The organism is Micromonospora sp. NPDC050276 (assembly GCF_044459545.1).
Taxonomy (GTDB): domain Bacteria; phylum Actinomycetota; class Actinomycetes; order Mycobacteriales; family Micromonosporaceae; genus Micromonospora.
The window spans coordinates 145,119-168,982 of sequence record NZ_JBITJA010000011.1; the positions used below are offsets into that span (position 1 = coordinate 145,119).

The 23,864-nt window shown below is 72.4% G+C and carries 26 protein-coding genes; 20 read left to right on the forward strand and 6 right to left on the reverse strand.

Annotated elements, in window-relative coordinates:
- Positions 1-54: 54 nt before the first annotated feature.
- Positions 55-417: a hypothetical protein gene (locus ACIBF8_RS23815; RefSeq protein WP_053654782.1), complete on the reverse strand. Its 363-nt coding sequence runs from the start codon at positions 415-417 to the stop codon at positions 55-57.
- A gap of 13 nt (positions 418-430) precedes the next feature.
- Positions 431-745 (reverse strand): hypothetical protein, encoded by a 315-nt coding sequence (locus ACIBF8_RS23820; protein ID WP_030327982.1) that lies wholly within the window; start codon positions 743-745, stop codon positions 431-433.
- A 356-nt stretch (positions 746-1,101) separates the two neighbouring features.
- Between ACIBF8_RS23820 and folP the strand changes: the two genes are divergently transcribed.
- From folP to ACIBF8_RS23855, 7 genes are all read left to right on the forward strand, one after another.
- The gene (folP, locus tag ACIBF8_RS23825) at positions 1,102-2,013 is read left to right on the forward strand and encodes a dihydropteroate synthase (protein WP_396785705.1); all 912 of its coding nucleotides are present in this window, start codon (positions 1,102-1,104) and stop codon (positions 2,011-2,013) included.
- The gene (gene folB, locus ACIBF8_RS23830) at positions 2,010-2,378 is read left to right on the forward strand and encodes a dihydroneopterin aldolase (protein WP_396785707.1); all 369 of its coding nucleotides are present in this window, start codon (positions 2,010-2,012) and stop codon (positions 2,376-2,378) included. Before folP ends, folB begins: the two co-directional genes overlap by 4 nt.
- The gene (folK, locus tag ACIBF8_RS23835; protein WP_396785710.1) at positions 2,375-2,902 is read left to right on the forward strand and encodes a 2-amino-4-hydroxy-6-hydroxymethyldihydropteridine diphosphokinase; all 528 of its coding nucleotides are present in this window, start codon (positions 2,375-2,377) and stop codon (positions 2,900-2,902) included. Before folB ends, folK begins: the two co-directional genes overlap by 4 nt.
- Before the next feature lie 19 nt (positions 2,903-2,921).
- Positions 2,922-3,458, forward strand: a complete 537-nt coding sequence (locus ACIBF8_RS23840; RefSeq protein ID WP_396785712.1) for a DUF3180 domain-containing protein — start codon at positions 2,922-2,924, stop codon at positions 3,456-3,458.
- A gap of 119 nt (positions 3,459-3,577) precedes the next feature.
- On the forward strand, positions 3,578-4,792 hold the full coding sequence (locus tag ACIBF8_RS23845; protein ID WP_396785714.1) for an ABC transporter permease: 1,215 nt from the start codon (positions 3,578-3,580) through the stop codon (positions 4,790-4,792).
- 53 nt (positions 4,793-4,845) lie between these two features.
- The gene (locus ACIBF8_RS23850; protein ID WP_184179324.1) at positions 4,846-5,154 is read left to right on the forward strand and encodes a hypothetical protein; all 309 of its coding nucleotides are present in this window, start codon (positions 4,846-4,848) and stop codon (positions 5,152-5,154) included.
- 125 nt (positions 5,155-5,279) lie between these two features.
- Positions 5,280-5,711 (forward strand): hypothetical protein, encoded by a 432-nt coding sequence (locus tag ACIBF8_RS23855; protein ID WP_396785716.1) that lies wholly within the window; start codon positions 5,280-5,282, stop codon positions 5,709-5,711.
- A 15-nt stretch (positions 5,712-5,726) separates the two neighbouring features.
- Here ACIBF8_RS23855 and ACIBF8_RS23860 read toward each other — a convergent pair whose 3' ends face one another.
- Positions 5,727-6,731 (reverse strand): ABC transporter ATP-binding protein, encoded by a 1,005-nt coding sequence (locus tag ACIBF8_RS23860; RefSeq protein ID WP_396785718.1) that lies wholly within the window; start codon positions 6,729-6,731, stop codon positions 5,727-5,729.
- A gap of 2 nt (positions 6,732-6,733) precedes the next feature.
- Here ACIBF8_RS23860 and ACIBF8_RS23865 point away from each other — a divergent pair, with 2 nt between their 5' ends.
- From ACIBF8_RS23865 to ACIBF8_RS23880, 4 genes are all read left to right on the forward strand, one after another.
- Positions 6,734-7,420, forward strand: a complete 687-nt coding sequence (locus tag ACIBF8_RS23865; protein WP_396785720.1) for an ABC transporter permease — start codon at positions 6,734-6,736, stop codon at positions 7,418-7,420.
- A complete protein-coding gene (locus tag ACIBF8_RS23870; RefSeq protein ID WP_354969109.1) occupies positions 7,417-8,157 on the forward strand; it encodes an ABC transporter permease in 741 nt (246 codons plus the stop codon). The genes ACIBF8_RS23865 and ACIBF8_RS23870 overlap by 4 nt, the downstream gene beginning before the upstream one ends.
- A gap of 200 nt (positions 8,158-8,357) precedes the next feature.
- Positions 8,358-9,362, forward strand: a complete 1,005-nt coding sequence (locus ACIBF8_RS23875; RefSeq protein WP_396785722.1) for a glycine betaine ABC transporter substrate-binding protein — start codon at positions 8,358-8,360, stop codon at positions 9,360-9,362.
- A gap of 110 nt (positions 9,363-9,472) precedes the next feature.
- A complete protein-coding gene (locus ACIBF8_RS23880; protein ID WP_396785724.1) occupies positions 9,473-11,194 on the forward strand; it encodes a hypothetical protein in 1,722 nt (573 codons plus the stop codon).
- 18 nt (positions 11,195-11,212) lie between these two features.
- Here ACIBF8_RS23880 and ACIBF8_RS23885 read toward each other — a convergent pair whose 3' ends face one another.
- Together ACIBF8_RS23885 and ACIBF8_RS23890 are read right to left on the reverse strand one after the other, a co-directional pair.
- Positions 11,213-12,400: an NADH-quinone oxidoreductase subunit D gene (locus ACIBF8_RS23885; protein ID WP_396785726.1), complete on the reverse strand. Its 1,188-nt coding sequence runs from the start codon at positions 12,398-12,400 to the stop codon at positions 11,213-11,215.
- Complete coding sequence (locus ACIBF8_RS23890) at positions 12,397-13,647, reverse strand: SAM-dependent methyltransferase (RefSeq protein WP_396785728.1); 1,251 nt, start codon at positions 13,645-13,647, stop codon at positions 12,397-12,399. The genes ACIBF8_RS23885 and ACIBF8_RS23890 overlap by 4 nt, the downstream gene beginning before the upstream one ends.
- 290 nt (positions 13,648-13,937) lie before the next feature.
- On the opposite strand from ACIBF8_RS23890, the gene ACIBF8_RS23895 reads away from it, so the two are divergent.
- From ACIBF8_RS23895 to ACIBF8_RS23925, 7 genes are all read left to right on the forward strand, one after another.
- Positions 13,938-14,912 carry a Rossmann-like and DUF2520 domain-containing protein gene (locus ACIBF8_RS23895; protein ID WP_396785730.1) on the forward strand — a complete coding sequence of 325 codons (975 nt, stop codon included), beginning with the start codon at positions 13,938-13,940 and terminating at the stop codon, positions 14,910-14,912.
- Positions 14,909-15,757: a pantoate--beta-alanine ligase gene (gene panC / locus ACIBF8_RS23900; RefSeq protein WP_396785732.1), complete on the forward strand. Its 849-nt coding sequence runs from the start codon at positions 14,909-14,911 to the stop codon at positions 15,755-15,757. The genes ACIBF8_RS23895 and panC overlap by 4 nt, the downstream gene beginning before the upstream one ends.
- Before the next feature lie 44 nt (positions 15,758-15,801).
- Positions 15,802-16,230, forward strand: coding sequence for an aspartate 1-decarboxylase (gene panD, locus ACIBF8_RS23905; protein ID WP_396785734.1), 429 nt, complete (start codon positions 15,802-15,804; stop codon positions 16,228-16,230).
- A 96-nt stretch (positions 16,231-16,326) separates the two neighbouring features.
- Entirely contained in the window at positions 16,327-17,223 is an 897-nt protein-coding gene (locus tag ACIBF8_RS23910) for a septum formation family protein (RefSeq protein WP_396785736.1), read from the forward strand.
- A gap of 98 nt (positions 17,224-17,321) precedes the next feature.
- Positions 17,322-19,019, forward strand: coding sequence for an L-aspartate oxidase (locus tag ACIBF8_RS23915; RefSeq protein WP_396785738.1), 1,698 nt, complete (start codon positions 17,322-17,324; stop codon positions 19,017-19,019).
- Positions 19,016-19,912, forward strand: a complete 897-nt coding sequence (gene nadC, locus ACIBF8_RS23920; protein WP_396785740.1) for a carboxylating nicotinate-nucleotide diphosphorylase — start codon at positions 19,016-19,018, stop codon at positions 19,910-19,912. The genes ACIBF8_RS23915 and nadC overlap by 4 nt, the downstream gene beginning before the upstream one ends.
- Positions 19,913-19,929: 17 nt before the next feature.
- Positions 19,930-20,688 carry a type III pantothenate kinase gene (locus ACIBF8_RS23925; protein WP_396785742.1) on the forward strand — a complete coding sequence of 253 codons (759 nt, stop codon included), beginning with the start codon at positions 19,930-19,932 and terminating at the stop codon, positions 20,686-20,688.
- A 10-nt stretch (positions 20,689-20,698) separates the two neighbouring features.
- On the opposite strand, the gene ACIBF8_RS23930 is transcribed toward ACIBF8_RS23925, so the two are convergent.
- Complete coding sequence (locus ACIBF8_RS23930) at positions 20,699-21,436, reverse strand: class I SAM-dependent methyltransferase (RefSeq protein ID WP_396785744.1); 738 nt, start codon at positions 21,434-21,436, stop codon at positions 20,699-20,701.
- Positions 21,437-21,524: 88 nt separating this feature from the next.
- Between ACIBF8_RS23930 and lysS the strand changes: the two genes are divergently transcribed.
- Complete coding sequence (gene lysS / locus ACIBF8_RS23935) at positions 21,525-23,033, forward strand: lysine--tRNA ligase (RefSeq protein ID WP_396785746.1); 1,509 nt, start codon at positions 21,525-21,527, stop codon at positions 23,031-23,033.
- A gap of 112 nt (positions 23,034-23,145) precedes the next feature.
- A complete protein-coding gene (locus ACIBF8_RS23940) occupies positions 23,146-23,490 on the forward strand; it encodes an Lsr2 family protein (RefSeq protein WP_396785748.1) in 345 nt (114 codons plus the stop codon).
- Positions 23,491-23,864: the final 374 nt, after the last annotated feature.

Below are 23,864 nucleotides of genomic sequence, written 5' to 3' on the forward strand. Positions count from 1 at the left end.
CTGCGAGCAGACCCTTGCCCGTGTCCTGCGACGGACCGTTCGACGTACGCCCGGTCATGCCAGCTCCTCCCTAATCCTGATCCGGCTGCCGACCAGGCGCGGGTCGCGCTGCTCGACCGCCGGCTCCCGGGTGCGTCGCCAGTCGGTCAGCGCGGTGCGGATGACCACCCGCGCCGGCCGGTCGGGGTCGACGTGCCGGAAGATGAACGACGTGGTCACGATGGCGAGCGCGATCTCCCAGGCGGGGAAGAGCTCGACCGTCAACGTGAACAGCCAGTGGATGAACATGTAGAGGGGAACCAGCAGCATGAAGAGCCCGTACTGGGCGTAGGGCAGGTGGACCGGAAGGGTGTAACCGGGCGGCCCGAGGTAGACCAGGCGGGCCCGGTAGATGTCGTCGTCGGTGCGCAGCCGCATCTGGTGAACGCGCCTATTCGAAGATCAGGTCGATCAGGTAATCGCCGACGAAGAAGAGTGTTGCCGCGCCGGCGATGAAGGCGAGCCCGACGATGGCGATCGCGGAGCTGGTCAGCACCTTGGAAATCTCGCCTCGGCTGGCACGGCCGATGAAGATGACGCCCAGGACGGCGAGCAGGATCGGCGCGATCTTGCTGGCGAAGAAGGTGACGACGCTGTTGGTGTCGATCCCCTTCGGTGCCGGTTCCGCGAGCGGAGCCGACGCCAGGGTGGAGAGCGCGTGGGCGACGCCGGACGACGCCGTCTCCATGAGCTCGAAGGCGATCACTGGAACCTCCCCATAGCGCGGCCGGCGGTGCCGCGGCGGTGCAATAGGCAAGCCTGGCGGGAAAAGTGCTCCACAGGGCATGGCGTTCTTGACCCTGTGTTCGTTACTCACCACGGAGGGTGGCGAGGTTTGGGCGGATTTTCCCCGCTTCGGCCCTCCCTCCAAGCTTCGCCATCTCCATGCTGGCCAATTCCAAAGCGTACGGGCCGCCCCGGATTGCGACAAGCCGCGAAGGGGCTGTCGGATGCTGCCCGGATGACCGATCGTACACCTGTTCTAATCGGCACGTCAGGGGTGGTGGTGTGCGGCCGACCCGGGTCGCTCGGCACCGCTGCCACGACCGGTACCGTCTAGTCGTGACCGATCTGGTGCGGGCCCCGGGCCCGGTGGTGATGGGCGTCCTCAACGTCACACCGGACTCCTTCTCCGACGGCGGACGGTACGCCGACCTGGACGCCGCCGTCGGACACGGCGTCCGTCTGCGCGACGCCGGTGCACACCTGGTCGACGTCGGCGGCGAGTCGACCCGTCCGGGCGCCGACCGGATCGACGCCGCCACCGAGGCCGACCGGGTGTTGCCGGTCATCCGCGAGCTGACCGCCGCCGGTGTGCGGGTCAGTGTCGACACCAGCCGCGCACGGGTGGCCGAGGCTGCCCTGGCCGCCGGCGCCGCGGTGGTCAACGACGTCTCCGGCGGGCTGGCCGACCCGGACATGGCCCGCGTGGTCCGCGACGCGAACTGCCCCTGGGTGTTGATGCACTGGCGTGGGCACTCCCGTGCGATGCGCGAGCTGGCCAGCTACGGCGACGTGGTGGCCGACGTCCGGGCCGAGTTGGCCCAACGGATCGACGAGGCGCTGGCCGCCGGGGTGGCCGCCGACCGCCTCATCGTCGACCCCGGGCTCGGCTTCGCCAAGACGGCCGCGCACAACTGGGAACTCAGCGCCCGCCTGCCGGAGCTGCTGGATCTCGGCTACCCGCTGCTCTTCGCGGCCAGCCGCAAGTCGTACCTCGGCGGGTTGCTCGCCGCCCCGGACGGCACGCCGCGACCGACCGCCGAGCGGGAGGCGGCCACCGTGGCCACCAGCGTGCTGGCGGTCGCCGCGGGGGCCTGGGGCGTACGTGTGCACGACGTGCGGGCCACCACCGACGCGCTCGCGGTCTGGACCGCGACCGGCAGCCCGCGCCTCGCCGCAGCACCACACGACCAGCACCGAGCGCTCCACGACCACGAGCAACACGACCACGAGCAAGAGGTACGGCGATGACGACGGACCGGATCCAGTTGACCGGCCTGCGGGCGCGCGGCCGGCACGGGGTGTACGACTTCGAACGCGTACAGGGGCAGGACTTCGTGGTCGACGCCGTCCTGGAGCTGGACCTCGCCCCGGCCGCGGCCAGCGACGACGTCACCGCCACCGTGCACTACGGCGAGCTGGCCGAACGTCTGGTGGCGGTGGTGACCGGCGAGCCGGTCAACCTGATCGAGACCCTCGCGGACCGACTCCTCGCGGTCTGCCTGGCCGACGAGCGGGTCGACACCGCCACGATCACCGTGCACAAGCCGGAGGCTCCGGTGCCACACACCTTCACCGACGTGGCCGTCACCATGACCCGGACGCGTGCCCGATGACCCGGGCCGTCCTCTCGCTCGGCAGCAACCTGGGCGACCGCCTGGAGCACCTGCGCACGGCAGTCGCCACGCTGGGCGACACGGTGCTCGTGCTCTCCGGGGTGTACGAGACTCCCCCGTGGGGCGACACCGAACAGCCCGCGTACCTCAATGCGGTGGTGCTGGTCCAGGACGAGACCGCGACCCCGCGCGACTGGCTGGACCGGGCCCGCGACGCGGAGCGCGCGGCCGGCCGGGTCCGGGACCCGCAGCGGCGGTTCGGGCCGCGCACCCTGGACGTGGACGTGATCGCGGTCTGGGGTGACGACGGCGAGCCGGTGCTCAGCGACGAGGAGGAGCTGACCCTGCCGCACCCCCGGGCGCACCTGCGCGCCTTCGTGCTGCGCCCGTGGATCGACATCCAGCCGTACGGTCGGTTGCCCGGTCACGGTTGGCTGACCGACCTGCTGACCACCGGTCCCGCGGCGGACGAGGCGTTGGAACTGCGTCCCCGGCCGGAGTTGGCGTTAGAGTCGACGGCATGACCGAGCGGAACCGGCCGGCATGACGCAGGCGAAGCCTCCACCCCGCGGGTCGGGCCCGGACGGGTCTCGGATGGGCCCCACCCGGATCTCGACCCTGGTCGTGGCCGGCCTGGCCGCTGCGGCGGTGGCCTGGCTGCTGATCAGCACCCTCTACTACAGCGGGATTCCGCGACTGCCCTGGCTGCCGGTGGTCACCCTGGCCGGGCTCGCCGTGCTGGAGGCGTACGCCGCGATCAACACCCGGGGCCGGATCGAGCGCAAGCCCGGCCGGGAGCCGGTCAACCCGCTGATGGTTGCCCGCTTCGTGGTGCTGGCCAAGGCGTCGGCACTGGCCGCGTCGATCTTCGCCGGCTTCTACGCGGGGCTCACCGGCTGGCTCTTCGTGGAGACCACCCGCGCCGCGCTGGACGATCGACCGGCCGCTGGTGGGGGTCTGCTCGCCTCGCTGGCCCTGGTCGGCGCCGCGCTGTGGCTGGAGCGTTCCTGCCGGGTGCCGGAGCGACCGGACGACGAACGCGAGCAGGACCCACGGGAGAGCCGCCCCGGCCAGCGCTGAGCAGGGGGTTACGCCCGGCTCCGGGCGCGGGTACGGTGCCTGCGATCGGAGAGCAAGGGCCGCCCGGGGTCCGTCCGCGCGCCGGACTGGAGACGGCCGGCCACTGGGGAGGCGGCGTCATGGGGTACGAAGAAGCGGGCCGGGACCGGTCGGCCGAGCCCTCGTCGGGGGTGCCGTCCGCCGTTCTGGAGAACGTCTTCGACGACCCCACCCACGGTGAGCCCGGCCGGGATCGGATCGGCGTACATCTGGGGTGGGAGCTGCTGCTGTTGGCCGGGCTGGCGGCCGTGGGCTGGCTGCTCTGGCAGGAAGACCCCGCCGCCCTGCGCGACGGCAACCTGCGCACACTGCTGATCGACGCGGTCGGGCTGGGGTTGCTCGCCCTGGCCGCCGGGGTGAGCCTGCGTACGGCCGCACCGAACCTGGCCGTCGGCCCGGTCGCGGTCGCGGCCGCCCTGCACTACGCCGAGCAGGGCGACCGGGGTCTGCCGGCGTCGATCGGCCCGGCCGTTGCGGTCGCCGCGGTGGGCGGGCTCGCGCTGGCGCTGGCCGTGGTGGTGCTGCACGTGCCCGGCTGGGCGGCCAGCCTGGCCGGCGCGGCTGCGGTGGTGGTGTTCATCGAACGCCGCTCGGCGCCCGTGCTCGTGCAGGGCGACTACGACCCCGGGCGCAACGCCGGGTACCTCTTCGCCGGCTTCGCCGCGGTGGCTGCCCTCGGCGGGTTGTTCGGCGCGATCCGGGCGATCCGCCGGCTGGTCGGCCGGTACCGGCCGATCGCCGATCCCGCCCGTCGACGGGGCGCGGTGGCGGCCGTGGTGACCGCCGTCGCGCTGGTCGTCTCCACGGTGCTCGCCGCGCTCGCCGGCGTGCTGCTCGCCGCCAACGATCCCGAACCGGTGGCGCCCACCTCGGGGCTGGACTGGACGGTGCTGGCGATCGGCGTGGCGTTGCTCGCCGGCACCAGCGCGTACGGTCGGCGCGGCGGCGTGTTCGGCACGGTGCTGGCGGTCAGCCTGGTCGCCGTCTTCCAGGTGTACGCCCCGGAGCGCGGCTGGACGCTCAGCAACTGGGTGGTCGGCGGGGCCGCCCTCGGCGTCGGGCTGCTGGCCACCCGGCTGGTGGAGACGTTCGGGCGACCCCGACCGGGCAGCGCCGACAAGCCCGAACCGGTCAGCGACGGCACGATCAGCTCGGGTTGGACCATGCCGCAGCCGCAGTCGGTCGACAACTGGCCTCCCACGCTGCCGACCCAGGCCGCGCCGCAGCCGGTCGACCCGTGGCGGGATCCGCGTTGGGAGGACAGCCCGCGTCGGTGGGACACGGACGAGCGGTGAGCCGCGTCGCGTCCGCCGAGCCGGAGCTGATCTCGACCGTTAGGCTCGGCGACATGACCGACACACCTGCCGCCACCCCCGGCGGAACCTCGTTCGAGGAGCTTGACGCGCTGTCCACCGAGGAGCTGCGGGAGCGGGCGTTCGCCCTCGCCCGCGAGCGTCGGGACGTGGGCTTCTACTGGTCGGTGCTGCGCCACCTGCCGAACGCGGACGAGGCCACGGTGCTGGACGGCGCCCCGAACTCGATCGGCCCGACGATCGACGAGGCCAACGCGCTGTGGCGGGAGTTGACCGGTCACGGTTACGAGGAGTCGGCGCCGCTGCTGCGGGCCGCCTTCATCGACTACCTGATGAAGCACTGAGCCGCTCCCGGCAGCCCAGGTCCGCCCGGACCACCGGTTCGGGGCCTGGGCGGATCGCGTCGTTCTTCCACCGCTCCGGCCCGGTCAGCCGCTACGGCACGGCCGCCGGCACCGGCGCGCTGGCCGTGTTGCTGCTGGTCGGCATCTGCGGCAGTCCGGCGTACGCCGGCTGGGCCGTCCGGCAGACCGACCCCGACTCGGGCGGCGCGTTCTACGCGCGTCTGCTCGCCTGGCCGGCCTGGCGGCTCGACGCGGACGGGCAGGCTGGCGGGTTGTTCGCCGCCGACCTGCGGGCCGTACTACTGGTGGTCCTCGCGGTGGCACTGCTCTACCTGTTGCCGGCGGCCCAGGTCGCCCGGGTGCCCGGCCCGGTCAGCCAGTTCTTCTCCGGCTGGGCCGCGTACGTGCTGGCCGCCGGGCTCGCCGCGGTGCTGGCGGCGCTGCTCGGCCCGGCACCGTCACTGCTCGGTGCGTTGCAGGGCGCCAGCACCGGCGCCGGTTACGGCTTCCTCACCGGGTGGATCGTCGGCACCGCCAGCCTCGGTGGTCGCGCCTGATCCGACCGAGGTCGGTCAGCTGGTCGGGCGGCCGAGGTCGAGGAGGCGTTGTCGGCTGAGTGCGCCCACCGGCTGGCCGGCGTCGGTCACGACGAGCCGATCCCGGCCCGAGGTGAGCAGGACCGCCAACGCGTCGTACGCCGAGCCGTCCACGGCGACGGTGGGCAGGTCCGCCGCGGCGCCCTCGGGCACCGGCTCCAGCGACTCCCGGTCGAGTGGGGTGACCGCCAGCCGGCGGATGCCCCGGTCGGCGCCGACGAACTCGCGGACGAACTCGGTGGCGGGCGCGCCGAGTAGTGCGGCCGGCGTGTCGTACTGCTCCAGGTGCCCGCCCTCGGAGAGCACCGCGATCCGGTCACCGAGTCGGACCGCCTCGTCGAGGTCGTGGGTGACCAGCACGATCGTCTTGCGGACTTCGGCCTGGAGGCGGAGGAACTCCTCCTGGAGGCGGGCCCGGACGATCGGGTCGACGGCCGAGAACGGCTCGTCCATCAGCAGCACCACCGGGTCGGCGGCGAGCGCCCGGGCCACCCCGACCCGCTGTCGCTGACCACCGGACAGCTCGTGCGGGTAGCGACCACCGAAGTCGGCCGGGTCCAGCCCGACCAGGTCGAGCAGCTCGTCGACCCGGGCCCGGGTCTGGCTCTTGGGCCACCGGAGCAGACCCGGCACGGTGGCCACGTTGGCCCGTACCGTCTGGTGTGGAAAAAGGCCGACGTTCTGGATCACGTACCCGATCCGACGGCGTAGCCGCACCGGGTCGGCGTCGGTGACATCCTCGTCGCCGAGCGTGATGCGGCCGGCGGTCGGCTCGATCAGGCGATTGATCATGCGCAGGACCGTCGACTTGCCGCAGCCGGACGGGCCGATCAGCACCGCCAGCTCGCCGGCCCGGACATCCAGGCTGAGGTCCCGGACGGCCTCGGTGCCGTTCGGATAGCGCTTCTGGATGCCCTTCAGGGAGATCGAGGCCGCGCGAGGGGACTGGGCCACGTTGGCGGCCTCCGGGGTAACGTCCACGTATGTCCTTCCGCCTGAGCTACCGGGCCGACCCGGGTAACCCCTGGTTCTCCTGGCAGTACGTGCGGGACAACTCTGACACGATCCTTGCCGCGGTGCGCGAACACGCCTCCCTCACCGGGCGGGCGGTGCTGATCGCGGTGCTGATCGCCCTGCCGTTGTCCGTGCTGGCGTACTGGGTCCGTCCGCTCGCCGGTCCGATCCTCGCGGTCAGCGGCGTGGTCTACACCATCCCGTCGTTGGCGCTCTTCGCGTTCATCGCGCCCTACCTGGGCACCGGCGCGACGACGGTGCTGGTCGGGCTGGTCCTCTACGCGCTGCTGCTGATCGTGCGCAACGCGGTGGCCGGCCTCAACCAGGTGCCTCCGGAGGTTCGCGAGGCGGCCGAGGGCATGGGCTACGGCCGGTGGGGGCGCCTGTTCCGGATCGACCTGCCGCTGGCGCTGCCGGGCATCGTGACCGGCGTACGGCTGGCGACCGTCTCGACGGTGGCGCTGGTCACCGTCGGGGTGCTGGTCGGGCACGGCGGGCTCGGGCAGTTGATCTTCGCGGGCTTCCAGAACAACCTCTACAAGGCCGAGATCATGACTGCCGCACTGCTCTGCGTGGCGCTCGCGGTCGTGCTCGACCTGCTGCTCATCCTGGTCGCCCGACTGGTGACCCCCTGGTCCGCCCGGAGGGCACGGTGACCGTCGCGGCGAACCCGATCGGGCAGGCGATCACCTGGATCAACGACCCACTGAACTGGACCAACCCCGGCGGGATGCTGGACCGGCTCGGCGAGCACCTGACGATCTCGGCCCTGGCGGTGGCGCTCGGCTGCCTGGTGGCCTGGCCGCTCGGGCTCTGGCTGGGGCACCTCGGCCGAGGTGGCGGTCTCGTGGTGCTGATCTCCAACGCCACCCTGGCCATCCCCACCCTGGCATTGCTGACCATCCTGCCGGTGGTCTTCGCCAGCGGCTTCGGAAAGACACCGGTCGTGGTGGCGCTGGCCGTGTTCGCCGTGCCGCCGCTGCTGGCCAACGCGTACACCGGGGTGCGGCAGGTGGACCCGGAGGCCCGCGACGCGGCCCGGGGGATGGGTCTGTCCGGCGGGCAGTTGCTGCGTCGGGTGGAGCTGCCGCTCGCGGTGCCCTACCTGGCGGCCGGGTTCCGGACGGCGGCGGTTCAGGTCATCGCGACCGCGGCGCTGGCGTCCTTCGTCAACGGCGGCGGCCTCGGCCAGATCATCCGGACCGGCTTCGGTATCGGTATCGCCGCCGGCGGGGGCCAGATCGTCGCCGGCGGAGTGCTGGTGGCCGGGCTCGCGCTGCTGGCCGAGGTGATCCTCGGTGGGGTCGAACGGCTGGTCACCCCCAAACCGCTGCGGCGCGGGCGGCAGCGCCTCGGGCGGCCCCGGGCCGCCGACGCCACCGGCAGCGCCTGACCCGTCCGGGTGCGCCTGCGTCGAGCCGGCGGCCCACGCCCGACCAATCTGTGACGATGGGGTGACGAAGTCCATCCCAAGTTGTCGGTCGGTTGCGGAGCATGTTGGGTGGATATTCGCGGGCGACCGACAGTCAGGATCGCCCGTCGGACACGCGGCCGGCCCGGGACGGGCCGCGCCGGGACACGGAAGGCGGGCACATGCGCGCACGTACACGTATGGCGATCGGGGCTGTCAGCGCCATCGCCGGGGCTGCGCTTCTCACCGGTTGCGGGGACGCCGGCTCGTCCGGCACCGACGCTCCCCAGACGAGCGCCTCCGGCGCCGGGTGCGCCCCGGTCGCCGGCCAGCAACTCATCGCTCTTCAGGACGACAAGAAGCTCCAGAACTCCGACAACGTCATCCCGGCGGTGAACAGCAAGGCGGCCAATCCGCAGCTGATCGCCGCACTGGACAAGGTTTCCGCCGCGCTCGACACCCCGAAGCTGATCCAGCTCAACAAGGCGGTGAACGAGGACCGCAAGACCCCGAAGGTGGCGGCCGAGGAGTTCGCCAGCGCCAACAACCTCACCGCGGGCATCGCCAAGGGCCCCGGCGGCGACATCACGGTGGGTGCCGGCAACTTCGCCGAGAGTCAGACGCTCGGCGAGCTGTATCGGATCGTGCTCACCGCGGCCGGCTACCAGGTCAAGGTGCAGCAGATCGGCAACCGGGAGCTCTACGCGCCGGCTCTGGAGAAGGGCGAGATCCAGGTCGTCCCGGAGTACGCGGCGACGATGGCCGAGTTCCTCAACACCAAGGCCAACGGCCAGAACGCCCAGCCGGTCTCCTCGCCCGACATCAACACGACCGTGACCGCGCTGAAGGCCGAGGGCGACAAGGCCGGCCTCACCTTCGGCACCCCGGCCGCCGCTCAGGACCAGAACGCCTTCGCGGTGACCCAGGCCTTCGCCGACAAGTACGGCGTACGGACCCTCTCCGAGCTGGCGGCGAAGTGCTCCGGCAGCGCGACGGTGCTGGGTGGCCCGCCGGAGTGCGAGCAGCGTCCGTTCTGCAAGCCGGGCCTGGAGAAGACGTACGGGCTGTCGGTGGGCAAGTTCTCCTCGCTGGACCAGGGTGGGCCGCTGACCAAGAGCGGGCTGCGCGACGGATCGATCAGCGTGGGTCTGATCTTCTCCTCGGATGGGGCCTTCGCCACCAGCTGAACCCTCTCGGAACGTGCTGCGGACGCCCCCACCCCCGACCGGGCGGGGGCGTCCGCACGTCCCGGGGACCCCGTTCCCTCCAATGGACATCGTGGGTAGGCTGCACATCCATGCCAGCCCCGGCCACCTCTGACGCCCGGCGTCAACCACCGCTGCTGACCATGCTCTTCTGGGCGGGCGTCGCTCTCGCGCCGGTGGCGGCGCTGATCCTGCTGGTGGCCGACGGCAACGGTCCGCTGCGCTTCGCCGCGGTGCTCGCCATTCTCGCGGTGGTGCTGATCGGCCTCTCCATCGCGCTGCGGCCCGACGGTGAGGGCGACTCGGCGCGGGCCGACGAGCTGTTGGACGAGATCGAGCAACTGCGGCGGGAGTTGCGCAGCGAGATCGTGGCTGCCGCCCAGCGCGGTAACCAGGCGCTCGACCAGGCGCAACGGGCCCACGAGGGGATCGCCGCGGTGCGCCGTCGGCTCGATGCCAGCGGTGCCGCCCTCGCCGGCGCCGCCCCCGCCGCCGAGCCGGCGGGCGCCGGGCGGGCGCGGGTGGCTGCCGTCGAGCCGCCGGTGGACGACGCGCCGGTGGCCCGTAGCCGGGTTCCGGTGCCGGGCGACGCGCCGCCCGGCCGTGCTCGGGTGTCCGGCCCCGACGACGCGCCCCGGTGGGGTCGGTCCGGGCAGACGGACGACGACGAGCCGGCGTACGCACGGGACGTGGCCGAGCCACCAGCCACCGCCGGGGTGTACGGCGCCGCCCGCCCCCGGGAGCCCGAACGCCCTGAGTCGGCGCACCGACCGGGTGGCGTGGTCCGGCACACCGAGACCGTGCACGTCACCACCCGGCACACGGTGGTGGACGGTGGCCCGGCCGAGCCGGCTGCGCGCTACGGCGGCGGGTACGCCGGCCAGTGGACCCCGCCCGCGCAGGAGTGGACCCGTGGCGGCGGCGCGGACGAGCGCCCCCGCCCGGCCGGCCGAGCCCGGAGCGAGCCGGAGGAGCGGCCCAGAACCGGGTATGGCGACGAGCCGGGCTGGACGGGCCGCCGCGACGAACCGGAGTGGACGGATCGGCGCGACGCGTACGCCCAGCCCGACGAGACCCCTGCGGCGGCCCGGTCGCACCGCACACCGGACCGGCCGGCGCCGAACTCCTGGGACAGCCCGGACGATCGCGGCTGGTCGGAGCAGCGTGATCGGGCGAGCGCCGCAGCGCCGCAGCCCGGGCCGCCGCTGCGGGCCGACGACACCGGCGAGTACTGGTCACAGTTGCGGGCCGGTGACCGGTGGGCCGCCGTCCGCGACGACGAGAACGGCCGCGAGTTGCGGGTCGGCGAGCGCCGGGCCGAGGTGCACGCCGACGCCACCGGCACCGAGTACCGGGTGGCCGACCGCTGGGCCGCCGTTCGCCACGAGGAACCCCGCCGCCACGAGGAACCTCGCCGCCACGAGGAACCTCGCCGCCACGAGGACGCCGGCCGGTATGACGACGCCGGCCGCTACGAGGACCCCGGCCAGTACGAGGAGCCCCGCCGCTACGACGACGCCGGCCGCTACGACGACGCCGGCCGGTACGGCGACGCCGGCCGGTACGGGGAGCGGGAGTCGTACCCCCGGCATGACCCCGACGGTGGCTGGCGGGCCGAGCCGGAACGGCCGGCGCTGCCGGTGGGCGGGGTGCCGGTTCCGGATGAGTGGCGCCCACCGCGCCAGCGTGGCCACCAGGCGGAACCCGTACCGGAGCGAACCGGCCGGCGGCGGGTCGACGAGCGCTACGGCTACCCGCCCGCAGACGACGTACCGCGTGCCGGCGGCGCGCCGCCCACCGACCGCTGGCGGTGACCGGTCAGGCGGCTCGCGTCACTTGTCGATGTCGCCGACCACGAAGAACATCGAGCCGAGGATCGCGATCAGGTCGGGGACCAGGCAGCCCGGGAGCAGGGTGGCCAACGCCTGCACATTCGCGTACGAGGCGGTGCGCAGCTTCAACCGCCACGGTGTCTTCTCGCCCCGGGACACCAGGTAGTAGCCGTTGATGCCGAGCGGGTTCTCCGTCCAGGCGTACGTGTGCCCCTCCGGAGCCTTGAGCACCTTCGGCAGTCGCGTGTTGATCGGCCCGGTCAGCCGGTCCACCCGGTCGAGGCACTGCTCGGCAAGGTCCAGCGACGCGTACACCTGGTCGAGCAGCACCTCGAAACGGGCATGGCAGTCCCCGGCGGTCTTGGTGACCACCGGCACGTCCAGCTCGTCGTAGGCCAGGTAGGGGTCGTCGCGGCGCAGGTCCAGGTCGAGCCCGGAGGCCCGGGCCACCGGCCCGGACGCGCCGAACGCGGCGGCGTCCGCGGCGGAGAGCACACCCACGCCGACGGTACGGGCCAGGAATATCTCGTTACGCCGGATCAGGCGGTCCAGGTCGGGCAACCGGCGGCGTACCTCGCCGATCGCCGCCCGGGCCCGGCCGGTCCACCCGTACGGCACCTCTTCCTTCAGGCCGCCCACCCGGTTGAACATGTAGTGGATCCGGCCGCCGGAGACCTCCTCCATCACCGCCTGGATGGTCTCCCGTTCCCGGAACGCGTAGAAGATCGGCGTGATCGCCCCGATCTCCAGCGGGTACGAGCCGAGGAACATCAGGTGGTTGAGCACCCGGTTCAGCTCGGCGAGAGCCATCCGCAGCCAGGTGGCCCGCTCCGGCACCTCCATGCCCATCAGGCGTTCCACCGCGAGCACCACACCCAGCTCGTTGGAGAACGCCGAGAGCCAGTCGTGCCGGTTGGCCAGCACGATGATCTGCCGGTAGTCACGCACCTCGAAGAGCTTCTCCGCGCCCCGGTGCATGTACCCGACGATCGGCTCGCAGGAGACGACCCGCTCGCCGTCGAGGACCAGCTTCAGCCGCAGCACGCCATGGGTGGACGGGTGCTGCGGACCGATGTTCAGCACCATGTCGGTGCCGAGCTGCTGATCACCGGTGCCGGCGACCAGGCCGGCCCCGGTGCCGACGGTCAGTTCGCGAAGGGCCCCGGCGTCGGTGGTCATGCCCGTCATCGTGCCACGGCCGGCCCGAGCGGGATGCCGACCGGCTGGCGTAGCCACCAGTGCCCGCCGAGCCCGGCCGGGTCGGTCAGCTCGGCCACCGCCGACGCGGCGGCCAGCGCCCGCACGTAACCGGCCGGGTCGGTGCCGGCCAGGGTGAGCGGCGGTCGCCCGCCGTCGGCCCCGAGCGCCCGCAGCGCCTCCCGCTGCGAGACCAGGGAGTACGCGCACCGGGCGACCGCCGCACCAGCGGAGGCGACCGAGTCCATGGCCACGTGCGCGGTGACATCGCTCGACCCGTCCGGCACCGGAGGCACCTGCCGCCCGCCCCGGTACCCGGTCAACGTCCCGTCGACGGGCCGGTTCTCTCTCAGGTGCCCGTAGTCCACGGCCACCGCCAGCCCTCGGCTGACCTTTCCGACCGCGTTGGCCCAGGCTTCGTCCCGTGGTCTGCCGATCTCTGCGCGGTGGTCGCTGTGGGGGGTTTCGGGGAAGCCCGGCCGGCTCCGGGCGGTCAGGCTTGATCCCTCCGCCGGCCGGGCTTCCCCGAAACCCGACTCGTCTCCGCTTGTCGCGCCCGTCGAGGTCAGCCCTCGTTCCGGGTCACTGTCCGCACGCAAATGGCTCGCGGCGCTGGGCCACCACGTCGTGAGCCAATCAAGGTCAGCCGGGCTGACCAGCTCACCAGTCGATTCGGCACCACTCTCGGGCTCAACCAGCACGTATCGCCAGCCGTCCTCGGTGTGCACGGCCACGTCCAGTGGCACGTTGTCCAGCCACTCGGTGGCGATCAACACCCCGTTGATCTGATCTGGGATCTCGGACACCCAGCCGATTTCTTCGGGCAGGTCTTCGGGGCGGTCGGCGTACTCGACTGCTGTGAAGCGGACCCGCTCCGCGAGCGACGGGCGGGCGGCGACCAACGACGGCTCCTCCGACGACCGATGGGCGGAGGCCGTGGGAGTCAGGGTTTCCGGGGAGCCCGACCACGGAGGGATTAAGCCTGACCGCCCGGAGTGGGCGGGCTCCCCGGAAACCCCCACCGCAACCCGGACGGACGCCAGCAGCTCCCCACGCCCAGCCCCGACGTCGACCACGTCGAGCCGTGGTGGATGGCCGAGCGCAGAGTCCACCTCCGCGACAAGGCGCAGGAGCGCGGCGGCGAACGCCGGGGCGGCGTGCACGCTGGTCCGGAAGTGGTCGGCCGGCCCGCTGCCGGCCACGAAGAAGCCGTCCGGCCCGTAGAGGGCCTGGCTCATCGCGTCTCTCCACGGGATCGACATCTCAGTTCACTCCGGGTTCAGGGTGCATCATGCGGTGATCAGGTGATGAAAAGTAGGTCAGTAACGATCCGATCGCCTATTTTCCAGCACTTGATCAAGGTGGTCGCGGGAACGCGCTGGTGGGCGGCGCTGCTGAGCGGTCGGGGACTGTGGCGAGGGCACTTCCGGGGGTGGTGAAGGTTTTCACACATGCTTGTCCCGGTTCGGCGGGCCGAGCGCATACTTGCGATCGACCGGTACCCCTTCTCGAGGACTGGATCGTCGTCATGAGCGCACCGTTGCGCCCGCGTCCGGCCGCCCCACAGGGGCCTGCCGCATCGTGGGATCGCGCCGTTCCCGGCGCCCGCGCCACCTCCCGTCTGTTCACCGTCGGTGTCGTCGGCGCCGGCCGGGTCGGTGCCGTGCTGGGTGCCGCGCTCGCCGCCGCCGGGCACCGGGTGGTCGCCGTCTCCGGCGGCTCCGGAGCCAGCCGCGCCCGCCTCGCCCTGCTGTTGCCCGAGGTGCCCCGCCGCCCGGTCGTCACCGTGGCCCACGCCGCCGCCGACCTGCTGCTGATCGCGGTACCGGACGACGCCCTGGCCGGCGTGGTGGCCGACCTCGCGGAGCGGGGGGCGTTGCACCCGGGCCAGCTCGTCGTGCACACCTCGGGGGCGCACGGACTGGCCGTGCTGGCACCGGCTGTCGCGGCCGGCGCCCGACCGCTCGCCCTGCACCCCGCGATGACCTTCACCGGTACGCCGGACGACCTGGCCCGGCTGGACGGCATCTCGTACGGGGTGACCGCCCCGGCGGAGTTGCGCCCGTTGGCCGCCCGACTGGTCGCCGACCTCGGTGGCGTGCCTGAGTGGGTGGCCGAGTCGGATCGCCCGCTCTACCACGCCGCACTGGCGCACGGCGCGAACCACCTGGTGACCCTGGTCAACGAGGCGACCGACCGGTTGCGGGACGCCGGGGTGTCCCGGCCCGAGAAGGTCCTCGCCCCGCTGCTGCGGGCTGCCCTGGAGAACGCGCTGCGGCTCGGCGACGACGCACTGACCGGCCCGGTCTCCCGTGGCGACGCGGGCACCGTGCAGCGGCACCTGACCCGGTTGGCGGCCACCGCGCCGGAATCCGTCCCCGCGTACCTGGCGTTGGCCCGTCGTACCGCCGACCGGGCGATCGCCGCCGGGCGGCTCCGACCGGTGGACGCACAGTCGCTGCTCGGCGTGCTGGCCGACAGCGGTAGGGAGGTGGCCGCATGACCGAGCTTGTCCACACGCGTGCCGAGTTGGCGCAGGCCCGGGCCGGGCTGAAGGGCACGGTCGGGGTCGTGATGACCATGGGTGCCCTGCACTCCGGGCACGAGACGTTGCTGCGCGCGGCCCGCGAGCAGGCCGACCACGTGCTGGTGACGATCTTCGTGAACCCGTTGCAGTTCGGGCCGAACGAGGACTTCGACCGCTACCCGCGCACCCTCGACGCCGACCTGGAGGTGTGCCGGCGGGCGGGCGCGGACGTGGTCTTCGCCCCGTCGGTGGCGGACATGTACCCCGACGGGCAACCCCGCGTACGCCTCGACCCGGGGCCGCTCGGCGGGGAGCTGGAGGGCGCGAGCCGCCCCGGCTTCTTCCACGGGGTGCTCACCGTGGTGCTGAAGCTGCTCCAGCTCACCCAGCCGGACCTGGCGTTCTTCGGTGAGAAGGACTACCAGCAGCTCACCCTGGTCCGGCGGATGACCCGTGACCTGGACGTGCCGGTCGAGGTGGTCGGCGTGCCGACCGTCCGGGAGCCGGACGGGCTGGCGCTCTCCAGCCGCAACCGCTACCTGAGCGAGCCGGAACGGGCCGCCGCGCTGAGCCTGTCCGCCGCGCTGCGGGCCGGTGCGCGGGCCGCAGACGACGGCCTGGACGTGGGGGCGGTGCTGACCGCCGCGCACGCCGCGTTCGGTGCCGGTACGCCCGGCGCCCGCCTCGACTACCTGGTGCTCACCGATCCCGAGTTGGAGCCGGGGCCAGTGTCCGGGCCGGCCCGGCTGGTGATCGCCGCCTGGGTGGGCACCACCCGCTTGATCGACAACGCGGCGATCCACCTCGCCCCGCGCCCCTGACCCGGCCGCGCCATCCGCCACCAATCCCGCGAAAGGCCACCCCGATGCTGCGGACCATGCTCAAGTCGAAGATCCACCGGGCCACGGTGACCCAGGCCGACCTGCACTACGTCGGTTCGGTGACGGTGGACGAGAACCTGCTCGACGCCGCCGATCTGCTCCCCGGCGAGCAGGTGGCGATCGTGGACATCACCAACGGCGCCCGGCTGGAGACGTACGTGATCCCGGGCGAGCGGGGCAGCGGCGTGATCGGCATCAACGGCGCCGCCGCGCACCTGGTGCACCCCGGTGACCTGGTCATCCTCATCTCGTACGGGCAGATGGACGACGCCGAGGCCCGCTCCTACCGGCCCCGGGTGGTGCACGTCGACGCCGACAACCGGGTGATCGAGTTGGGTGCCGATCCGGCCGCGGCCGCGCCGGGCACGGCCGGGAACCCGGTGCCCAGCCCGCTGGCCGTGTCCGGAGTCTGATCCCGCGTACCGCGATTCCGGTCTGTTACCGGAAGGTCATTTCCGGTTACCCTGGGCACGCTGGCGGAAGCCGGTCGGTGGCTGGGGGAGGCCGCGATGCGCCGTGCCATGACGACCCTGTTCGCCGCTGCCGTGACGGCAGTGCTGCTGGTGGGCTGCGCCGGGTCCGGCGGCCTGGACGGCGATCTGACCGATGACTGGGCGGCGCTGCCGGCACCGTCGGCGTTCACCCCGGCGGCCGGTGTGTGTCACGCCGCCGACTTCACCGATCTGGTCAGCCTGGCTTCCTACGAGCCGGTGGACTGCGCCGGCCCGCACCGACTGGAGACCGTGCACGTGGGGGCGTTCCCGGTAGAGCGGACGACCGCCCCGGCGACCGGTTCGGCGGAGTTGCGGGGCGCGTTCGCCGAGTGCGACACCCGGGCGACCGGCTACGTGGGTGACGACTGGCGGTCGGGCCGGCTGCGGCTGTCCGTGGCGCTGCCCAACGGGCCGGGCTGGGCGGCGGGTTCCCGGTGGTTCCGGTGCGACCTCACCGAGCTGACCACGGTCGAGGCGGCGGCCACCGTGGTGGTCCGGTCGGGCAGTCTGCGGGACGCGTTGAAGACCCCCGGCGGGCTGCGGCTCGGTTGCCAGCAGACCCGCGAGGGCTCGGGCCGGGGTGTGCAGACGCTCATCCCGGTGGAGTGCGGCAAGCAGCACGACGCCGAGTTCGTCGGGGTGTGGCGCGCACCGGACACGGCGTACCCGACCCGGGAGGCCGACTGGTTGCCGCTCTACACGGGTTGTCGCAGCGTCCTCGCCCGGTACGCGGGCGTACCCGACGATGCCCAGCTGCGCTTTCGCAGCGGTGTGGTGGTCCGACCGCCGGGGGCGGGGCGCTGGAAGGTCGGTGATCGGGGCGTCCGCTGCTACCTGTGGCTCAGCGACCGTACGGTGACCGCCTCGCTGAAGGGCGCAGGCCCGACGGGTCTGCCGGTTCGGACGAAGTGACCACCGCCTGACGGACGGCGCGGCGCGGACGGGGTCGCCGAAAACACTCGTCCCGCCCCCGCCGCCCCGGGCGAGGATGGTTCGGGTTGACTGGGGGGATGGACCTTCCGACCGTCGACCTGCCTGCCCTACCCGCGTTGCTGGCCGCGCCCGCGCCCGGCTGGGTGGAGACCACCGACGTGATCGTGGTGGGTTCCGGCGTGGCCGGGTTGACCGCGGCGTTGCACCTGCGGGAGGCGGGCCTGCACGTCACGGTGGTCACCAAGGTCAACATTGACGACGGCTCGACCCGGTGGGCGCAGGGTGGCATCGCGGCCGTGCTCGACCCGGCCGACACTCCGGCGGCGCATGCCCGGGACACCGAGGTCGCCGGGGTCGGGCTCTGCGACCCGGCGGCGGTCCGGGTGCTGGTCGAGGAGGGCCCGACCCGGCTCCGGGAGCTGATGCGGATCGGCGCCGAGTTCGATCGTCACCCGGACGGCTCGCTGATGTTGACCCGCGAGGGCGGGCACCGGGCGGACCGGATCGTGCACGCCGGCGGGGACGCCACCGGTGCGGAGGTGCAGCGGGCCCTGCACGCCGCGGTGCAGCGCGACCCGTGGATCCGGCTGGTCGAACACGCCCTCGTGCTGGACCTGCTGCGGGCGCCCGGCGACGGTCCGGGCGGGCTCGGCCCGGCCTGCGGGATCACCCTGCACGTGTTGGGTGAGGGCAGCGAGGACGGCGTCGGCGCGTTGCTGGCCCGTGCGGTGGTGCTCGCCACCGGCGGGATGGGGCAGGTCTTCGCGGCCACCACCAACCCGGCGGTCTCCACCGGGGACGGTGTGGCGCTGGCGCTGCGGGCCGGCGCGGCGGTGACCGACGTGGAGTTCGTCCAGTTCCACCCGACCGCCCTGATCACCCCGCCCGGCGCGGGGGTGCCCGGTGCCGGGCACGCGCAGCAGCCACTGGTCTCCGAGGCGCTGCGCGGCGAGGGCGCGCACCTGGTGGACGCGGACGGCAAGAGGTTCATGGTGGGCCAGCACGAGTTGGCCGAGTTGGCCCCCCGGGACGTGGTGGCCAAGGGCATCCACCGGGAGCTGCTGGCCACCGGCGCGGACCACGTCTTCCTCGACGCGCGACACCTGGGCGGCGACTTCCTGGCCGGTCGGTTCCCCACCATCGTGGCATCCTGCCTGGCGATCGGCGTGGACCCGGCGACCGACCTGATCCCGGTGGCGCCGGCCGCCCACTACGCCTCCGGTGGGGTCCGCACCGACCTGCGCGGGCGCACCTCCATCCCCGGGCTGTACGCCTGTGGGGAGGTGGCCTGCACGGGCGTGCACGGCGCGAACCGGCTGGCCAGCAACTCACTGCTGGAGGGTCTGGTCTTCTCCCGGCGGATCGCCGAGGACATCGCGGCCGGCCTGCCCGAGCAGGCGCAGCCGGCGGACACCGGTGCCTGGCGTGGGGCTGCGGGCTGGGTGCTGCCGGCGGCGGCGACGCCGACCCTGCAACGGTCGATGACCCGGGGGGCCGGCGTGCTCCGGTCCGCGGCGACGCTGGCCGACGCGGCCGGGACGCTGACCGAGTTGGGCGTCGCCCGGGGCCGGCCGCGCACCGCCGACTGGGAGGCGACGAACCTGCTCACCGTGGCGTCGACGCTGGTTGCCGCCGCGTACGCACGCGGGGAGACCCGGGGTTGCCACTGGCGGGAGGACTTCCCGACGGCCGACGAGCGGTGGCTCGGCCACCTGGTCGGAGCGGTCGGGGCGCAGGGCCGGGTGACGCAACAGTGGGAGGGGACATCGTCATGACGGAGTCGACGCAGGCGGCGCTGCGGGCGGTCGGGCTGGATCCGGCGCAGGTGCGCCAGGTGATCGAGGGCGCGCTGGTCGAGGACCTGGGCCCGGGTTTCCTGGACGTCACCAGTGTGGCCACCATTCCGGCGGAGCAGAACGACACCGCCGACCTGGTGGCCCGCGCGGACGGGGTGGTGGCCGGCATGGCGGTGGCCGCCGCCGTGTTCGAGCTGGTGGGCGAGGTGACCGGCTTCGGTCGTACCGTCGAGGTGTCGGTGCTGGCCCGCGACGGTGAGCGGGTGGCCCGCGGCGACGTGCTGGCGACGGTGACGGGCCCGACCCGGCTGTTGCTGACGGCCGAGCGGACGGCGCTCAACCTGCTCTGCCGGATGTCCGGGGTGGCCACCCACACGCGGGCCTGGGCGGACGCGCTGGCCGGCACCAAGGCGATGGTGCTGGACACCCGCAAGACGACGCCGGGCCTGCGGGCGCTGGAGAAGTACGCGGTGCGGGCCGGCGGTGGCACCAACAAGCGGATGGGCCTCTACGACGTGGCCATGATCAAGGACAACCACAAGCTGGCGGCCGGGGGCATCACGGCGGCCTACCGGCGGGTCCGGGAGGCGTTCCCGGAGGTGCCGGTGCAGGTCGAGGTGACAACCGTCGACGAGGCGGTGGAGGCGGTGGAGGCCGGGGCGGACTTCCTGCTCTGCGACAACATGACGCCGGAGGTGCTGGCCGGGGCGGTGGCCGCGGTGGGTGACCGGGCGGAGCTGGAGGCGACCGGCGGGCTGACTCTGGAGGTGGCCGCCCGGTACGCGGCCACCGGCGTCGACTTCCTGTCGGTGGGCGCGCTGACGCACTCGTCGCCGATCCTGGACATCGCGCTGGACCTGCGTAGCGAGTAGTTGTCTAGGCTGCGTGCGTGCTGCTCTGCATCGACATCGGAAACACCAACACCGTGCTGGCGACCTTCGACCGCGACAAGCTGGTGCACTCCTGGCGGATCAAGACCGATGCCCGCTCGACGGCGGACGAGCTGGGCCTGATGTTCCGGGGTCTGCTTGCCGGTGACAACGTCGAGATCACCGGTGTGGCCGCCTGCTCCACGGTGCCGGCCGCGCTGCGGTCGCTGCGCACCATGCTCAGCCGCTACTACGCCGACCTGCCCAGCGTCGTGGTCGAGCCGGGAGTGCGGACCGGGGTGCAGCTGGCGATCGACAACCCCAAGGAGGTGGGCGCCGACCGGGTGGTGAACACCCTGGCCGCGTACACCCTCTACGGCGGCCCGTCGATCGTGGTGGACTTCGGCACCACCACCAACTTCGACGTGATCAGCGAGCGCGGCGAGTTCCTCGGCGGTGCCTTCGCCCCGGGCATCGAGATCTCCTTCGACGCGCTGGCCGCACGGGCCGCGCAGCTGCGCAAGGTTGAGGCCACCAAGCCCCGCTCGGTGATCGGCAAGAACACCGTGGAGTGCCTCCAGGCCGGCCTGTACTTCGGCTTCGCCGGCCAGGTGGACCGGATCGTCGAGCGGATGACCGAGGAGTTGGGGGAGGTGCGGGCGGTGATCGCCACCGGCGGCCTCGCCTCCCTGGTGATCAACGAGTGTCGCAGCATCACCCACCACGAACCGATGATCACGTTGATCGGTCTGCGGATGGTCTACGAGCGCAACCTGTGACCCCGCTGGTTCAGCGCCGTCGGGCGCGCAGCACCAGCGTCCGGTACGGCAGTTCGATGGTCTCCCGCCCCACCAGGGCGGGGTGGGTGTCCAGGAGTTCGGTCAGTCCCCGCTCAACCTGCTGCCGATCCTCCGTGCCGGCGGTGAGCCAGTACGACCGGGTGCGGACCACGCCGAACAGCTCATCCGGGGTGAGCGTGGCGCGGTGCTCGAACACGCGCTGCTCGATGGCGTCGAACGCGGGGCCGAAGTCGGCGTACTCGCCGAAGACCAGGCTCGACTTGTCCCCGAAGTGCGCGATGCGGCCCAGTTCGGCCACCCAGTCGACGCTGTCGTCCCGGATGTTCCAGATGGGGGCGAACGTGCCACCCGGGCGGAGCACTCGGGCCATCTCGGCGTGCGCGGGCTCCCGGTCGAACCAGTGGTACGCCGTCCCCACCAGCACCGCGTCTGCCGTCGAGTCGGGCAGTGGCACGGCCTCGGCGCTGCCCGCCAGCGCCGTCGTGCCCGGGGTGCTGGCGGCGAGCTGCGCCCGCATCCCCGGATCGGGCTCGACGGGTACGACCTGGTGGCCCAGGGCCAGCACGGCCCGGCTCAGGATGCCGGTGCCCGCCCCGAGGTCGACGACCCGGGCACCGCTCAGCCCATCGAGTGCCCAGCGGACGGCAGCCTCGGGATAACGTGGCCGAAACCGGTCGTAATCGCTCGCGGCGGCACCGAACGAGAGGGCGTGAGTGTGATCGACCATGGCGGGCAGGTTATCCCGTAACAGCCTCCGGGCCGCTTGAGTACGCTCGGGCCTGACCCCCTGTATCTCCGTGACGAGGAAGCGTGCCGTGAGCGAGCAGAACCCCGTGCCAGTGGACCCCGCCGACGACCTTCCCGAGCAGATGAAGGTCCGCCGGGAGAAGCGGGACCGGATGCTCGCCGAGGGCGTGGAGCCCTACCCGGTCGGCTTCTCCCGCACGGCCACCCTGGCGCAGGTCCGGGCGCGCTACGCCGACCTGCCGACCGACACGGCGACCGGCGACCAGGTCGCGGTCACCGGCCGGGTGATCTTCGTACGGAACACGGGCAAGCTCTGCTTCGCGACTCTCCGGGACGGCGACGGCACCGAGTTGCAGGCCATGCTCTCCCTGGATCGGGTCGGGCCGGAGCGGCTGGAGGCATGGAAGCGCCTGGTCGACCTCGGCGATCACGTCGGCGTCACCGGTGAGGTGATAACCAGCCGCCGGGGTGAGCTGTCGGTGCTGGCCGAGCGGTGGGAGATGACCGCCAAGGCGCTGCGACCGCTGCCGGTGGCCCACAAGCCCCTCTCCGAGGAGGCTCGCGTCCGGCAGCGTTACGTCGACCTGATTGTCCGGCCGCAGGCACGGGAGATGGTGCGTACCCGGGCCGCCGCGGTACGCAGTCTGCGCGATTCACTGCACGGGCAGGGCTTCATCGAGGTGGAAACGCCGATGTTGCAACTGCTGCATGGAGGAGCGGCCGCCCGACCGTTCGTGACCCACAGCAATGCGTTGAACACCGATCTGTATCTGCGAATCGCGCCGGAACTGTTTCTCAAGCGCGCCGTGGTCGGTGGCGTCGACCGAGTCTTCGAGATCAACCGCAACTTCCGTAATGAGGGTGTCGACTCTTCGCACTCGCCGGAGTTCGCGATGCTGGAGACGTACCAGGCGTACGGCGACTACGACACGATGGCCGAGTTGACCCGCAATCTCGTGCAACAGGCGGCGATCGCAGTCAGCGGCTCGACGGTGGTGACCCACGCCGACGGACGTGAGTTCGACCTGGGCGGCGAGTGGCGGTCGGTGACGTTGTTCGGTGTGCTTTCCGAGGCGCTGGGCGAGGAGGTCACGGTCCGCACCGAACGCACCCGCCTGGTGGAGTACGCCGACAAGGTGGGATTGGCCGTGGACCCGAAGTGGGGTCCGGGCAAGCTGGCCGAGGAACTGTTCGAGGAACTGGTCGTTCCCGGCCTGGAGGCGCCCACCTTCGTCCGGGACTACCCGGAGGAGACGAGCCCGCTCACCCGGGCCCACCGCAGCGAGCCGGGGCTGGCCGAGAAGTGGGACCTCTACGTGCTCGGCTTCGAGCTGGGCACCGCGTACTCCGAGCTGGTCGACCCGGTCGTGCAGCGGGAACGGCTGGTCGCCCAGGCGCAACTGGGCGCCCGGGGTGACGACGAGGCGATGCGTCTCGACGAGGACTTTCTCCGGGCGATGGAGTACGGAATGCCGCCGGCCGGCGGTATGGGAATGGGAATCGACCGGCTGTTGATGGCCCTGACCGGCCTCGGAATTCGGGAAACGATCCTCTTCCCGTTGGTCCGCCAGGAGTAGTCCCGCCCGGGTTCACGCCGAGCCGTAACGGGATCCTATTGACGCGACGAGCGGCGCGGGGGTTATTGTGCTCTCGTTAGCAGGATCACCCTGCTCGAAAGGAATGTGGGACGTGGCCAAGCAGATCATTCACAAGCTGGTCGATGACCTGGACGGCGGGGACGCGGACGAGACCGTCAAGTTCGCCCTCGACGGCGTTCAGTACGAGATCGACCTGTCGAGTGCCAACGCCGCGAAATTGCGGGATGCATTTGCGCAGTACGTGGGCGCCGGTACCAAGGTCGGCCGGGGCGGCGTCGTGATCGGTGGGCGGGCTGCCCGCGGTCGGGGCGGCGCGACTGCCGATCGGGAACAGAACAAGGCGATCCGGGAGTGGGCCAAGAAGGCCGGCAAGGACATCTCGGACCGGGGTCGTATCCCGCAGGAGATCGTCGACGAGTTCCACGCGAAGCGCTGATCCATCAGCAACTCGGTGGCCAACCGCCACCGCAGGCGACACCGACGCCGGGCCGGAGGAGTTCTCCGGGCCGGCGTCGCCGTATCCGCCCGGCGGGAAGCATTCCGGGTCCGCCGACGTTGTCCACAACCAGTGGAACAGCTATCCACAGCCTGTGGACAACCTTCCCAGGGCCGGGCGCGGGGTTCGCCGCGACCGGCGGTCCGCCCTCCCGGAGCCTCCCGGAGCGCTTCCCGGGCCGGGACAGGGCTTCCGTGGAGCCAGTCGGATTTCGCTCTGCGCGTAGCGACAGGGCTACCGGAACACCTCCTGAGCGCGGACGGTTGTTCAAAACGACGTGGAACCGACCCAGACCAGAGACACACGACCTCAGC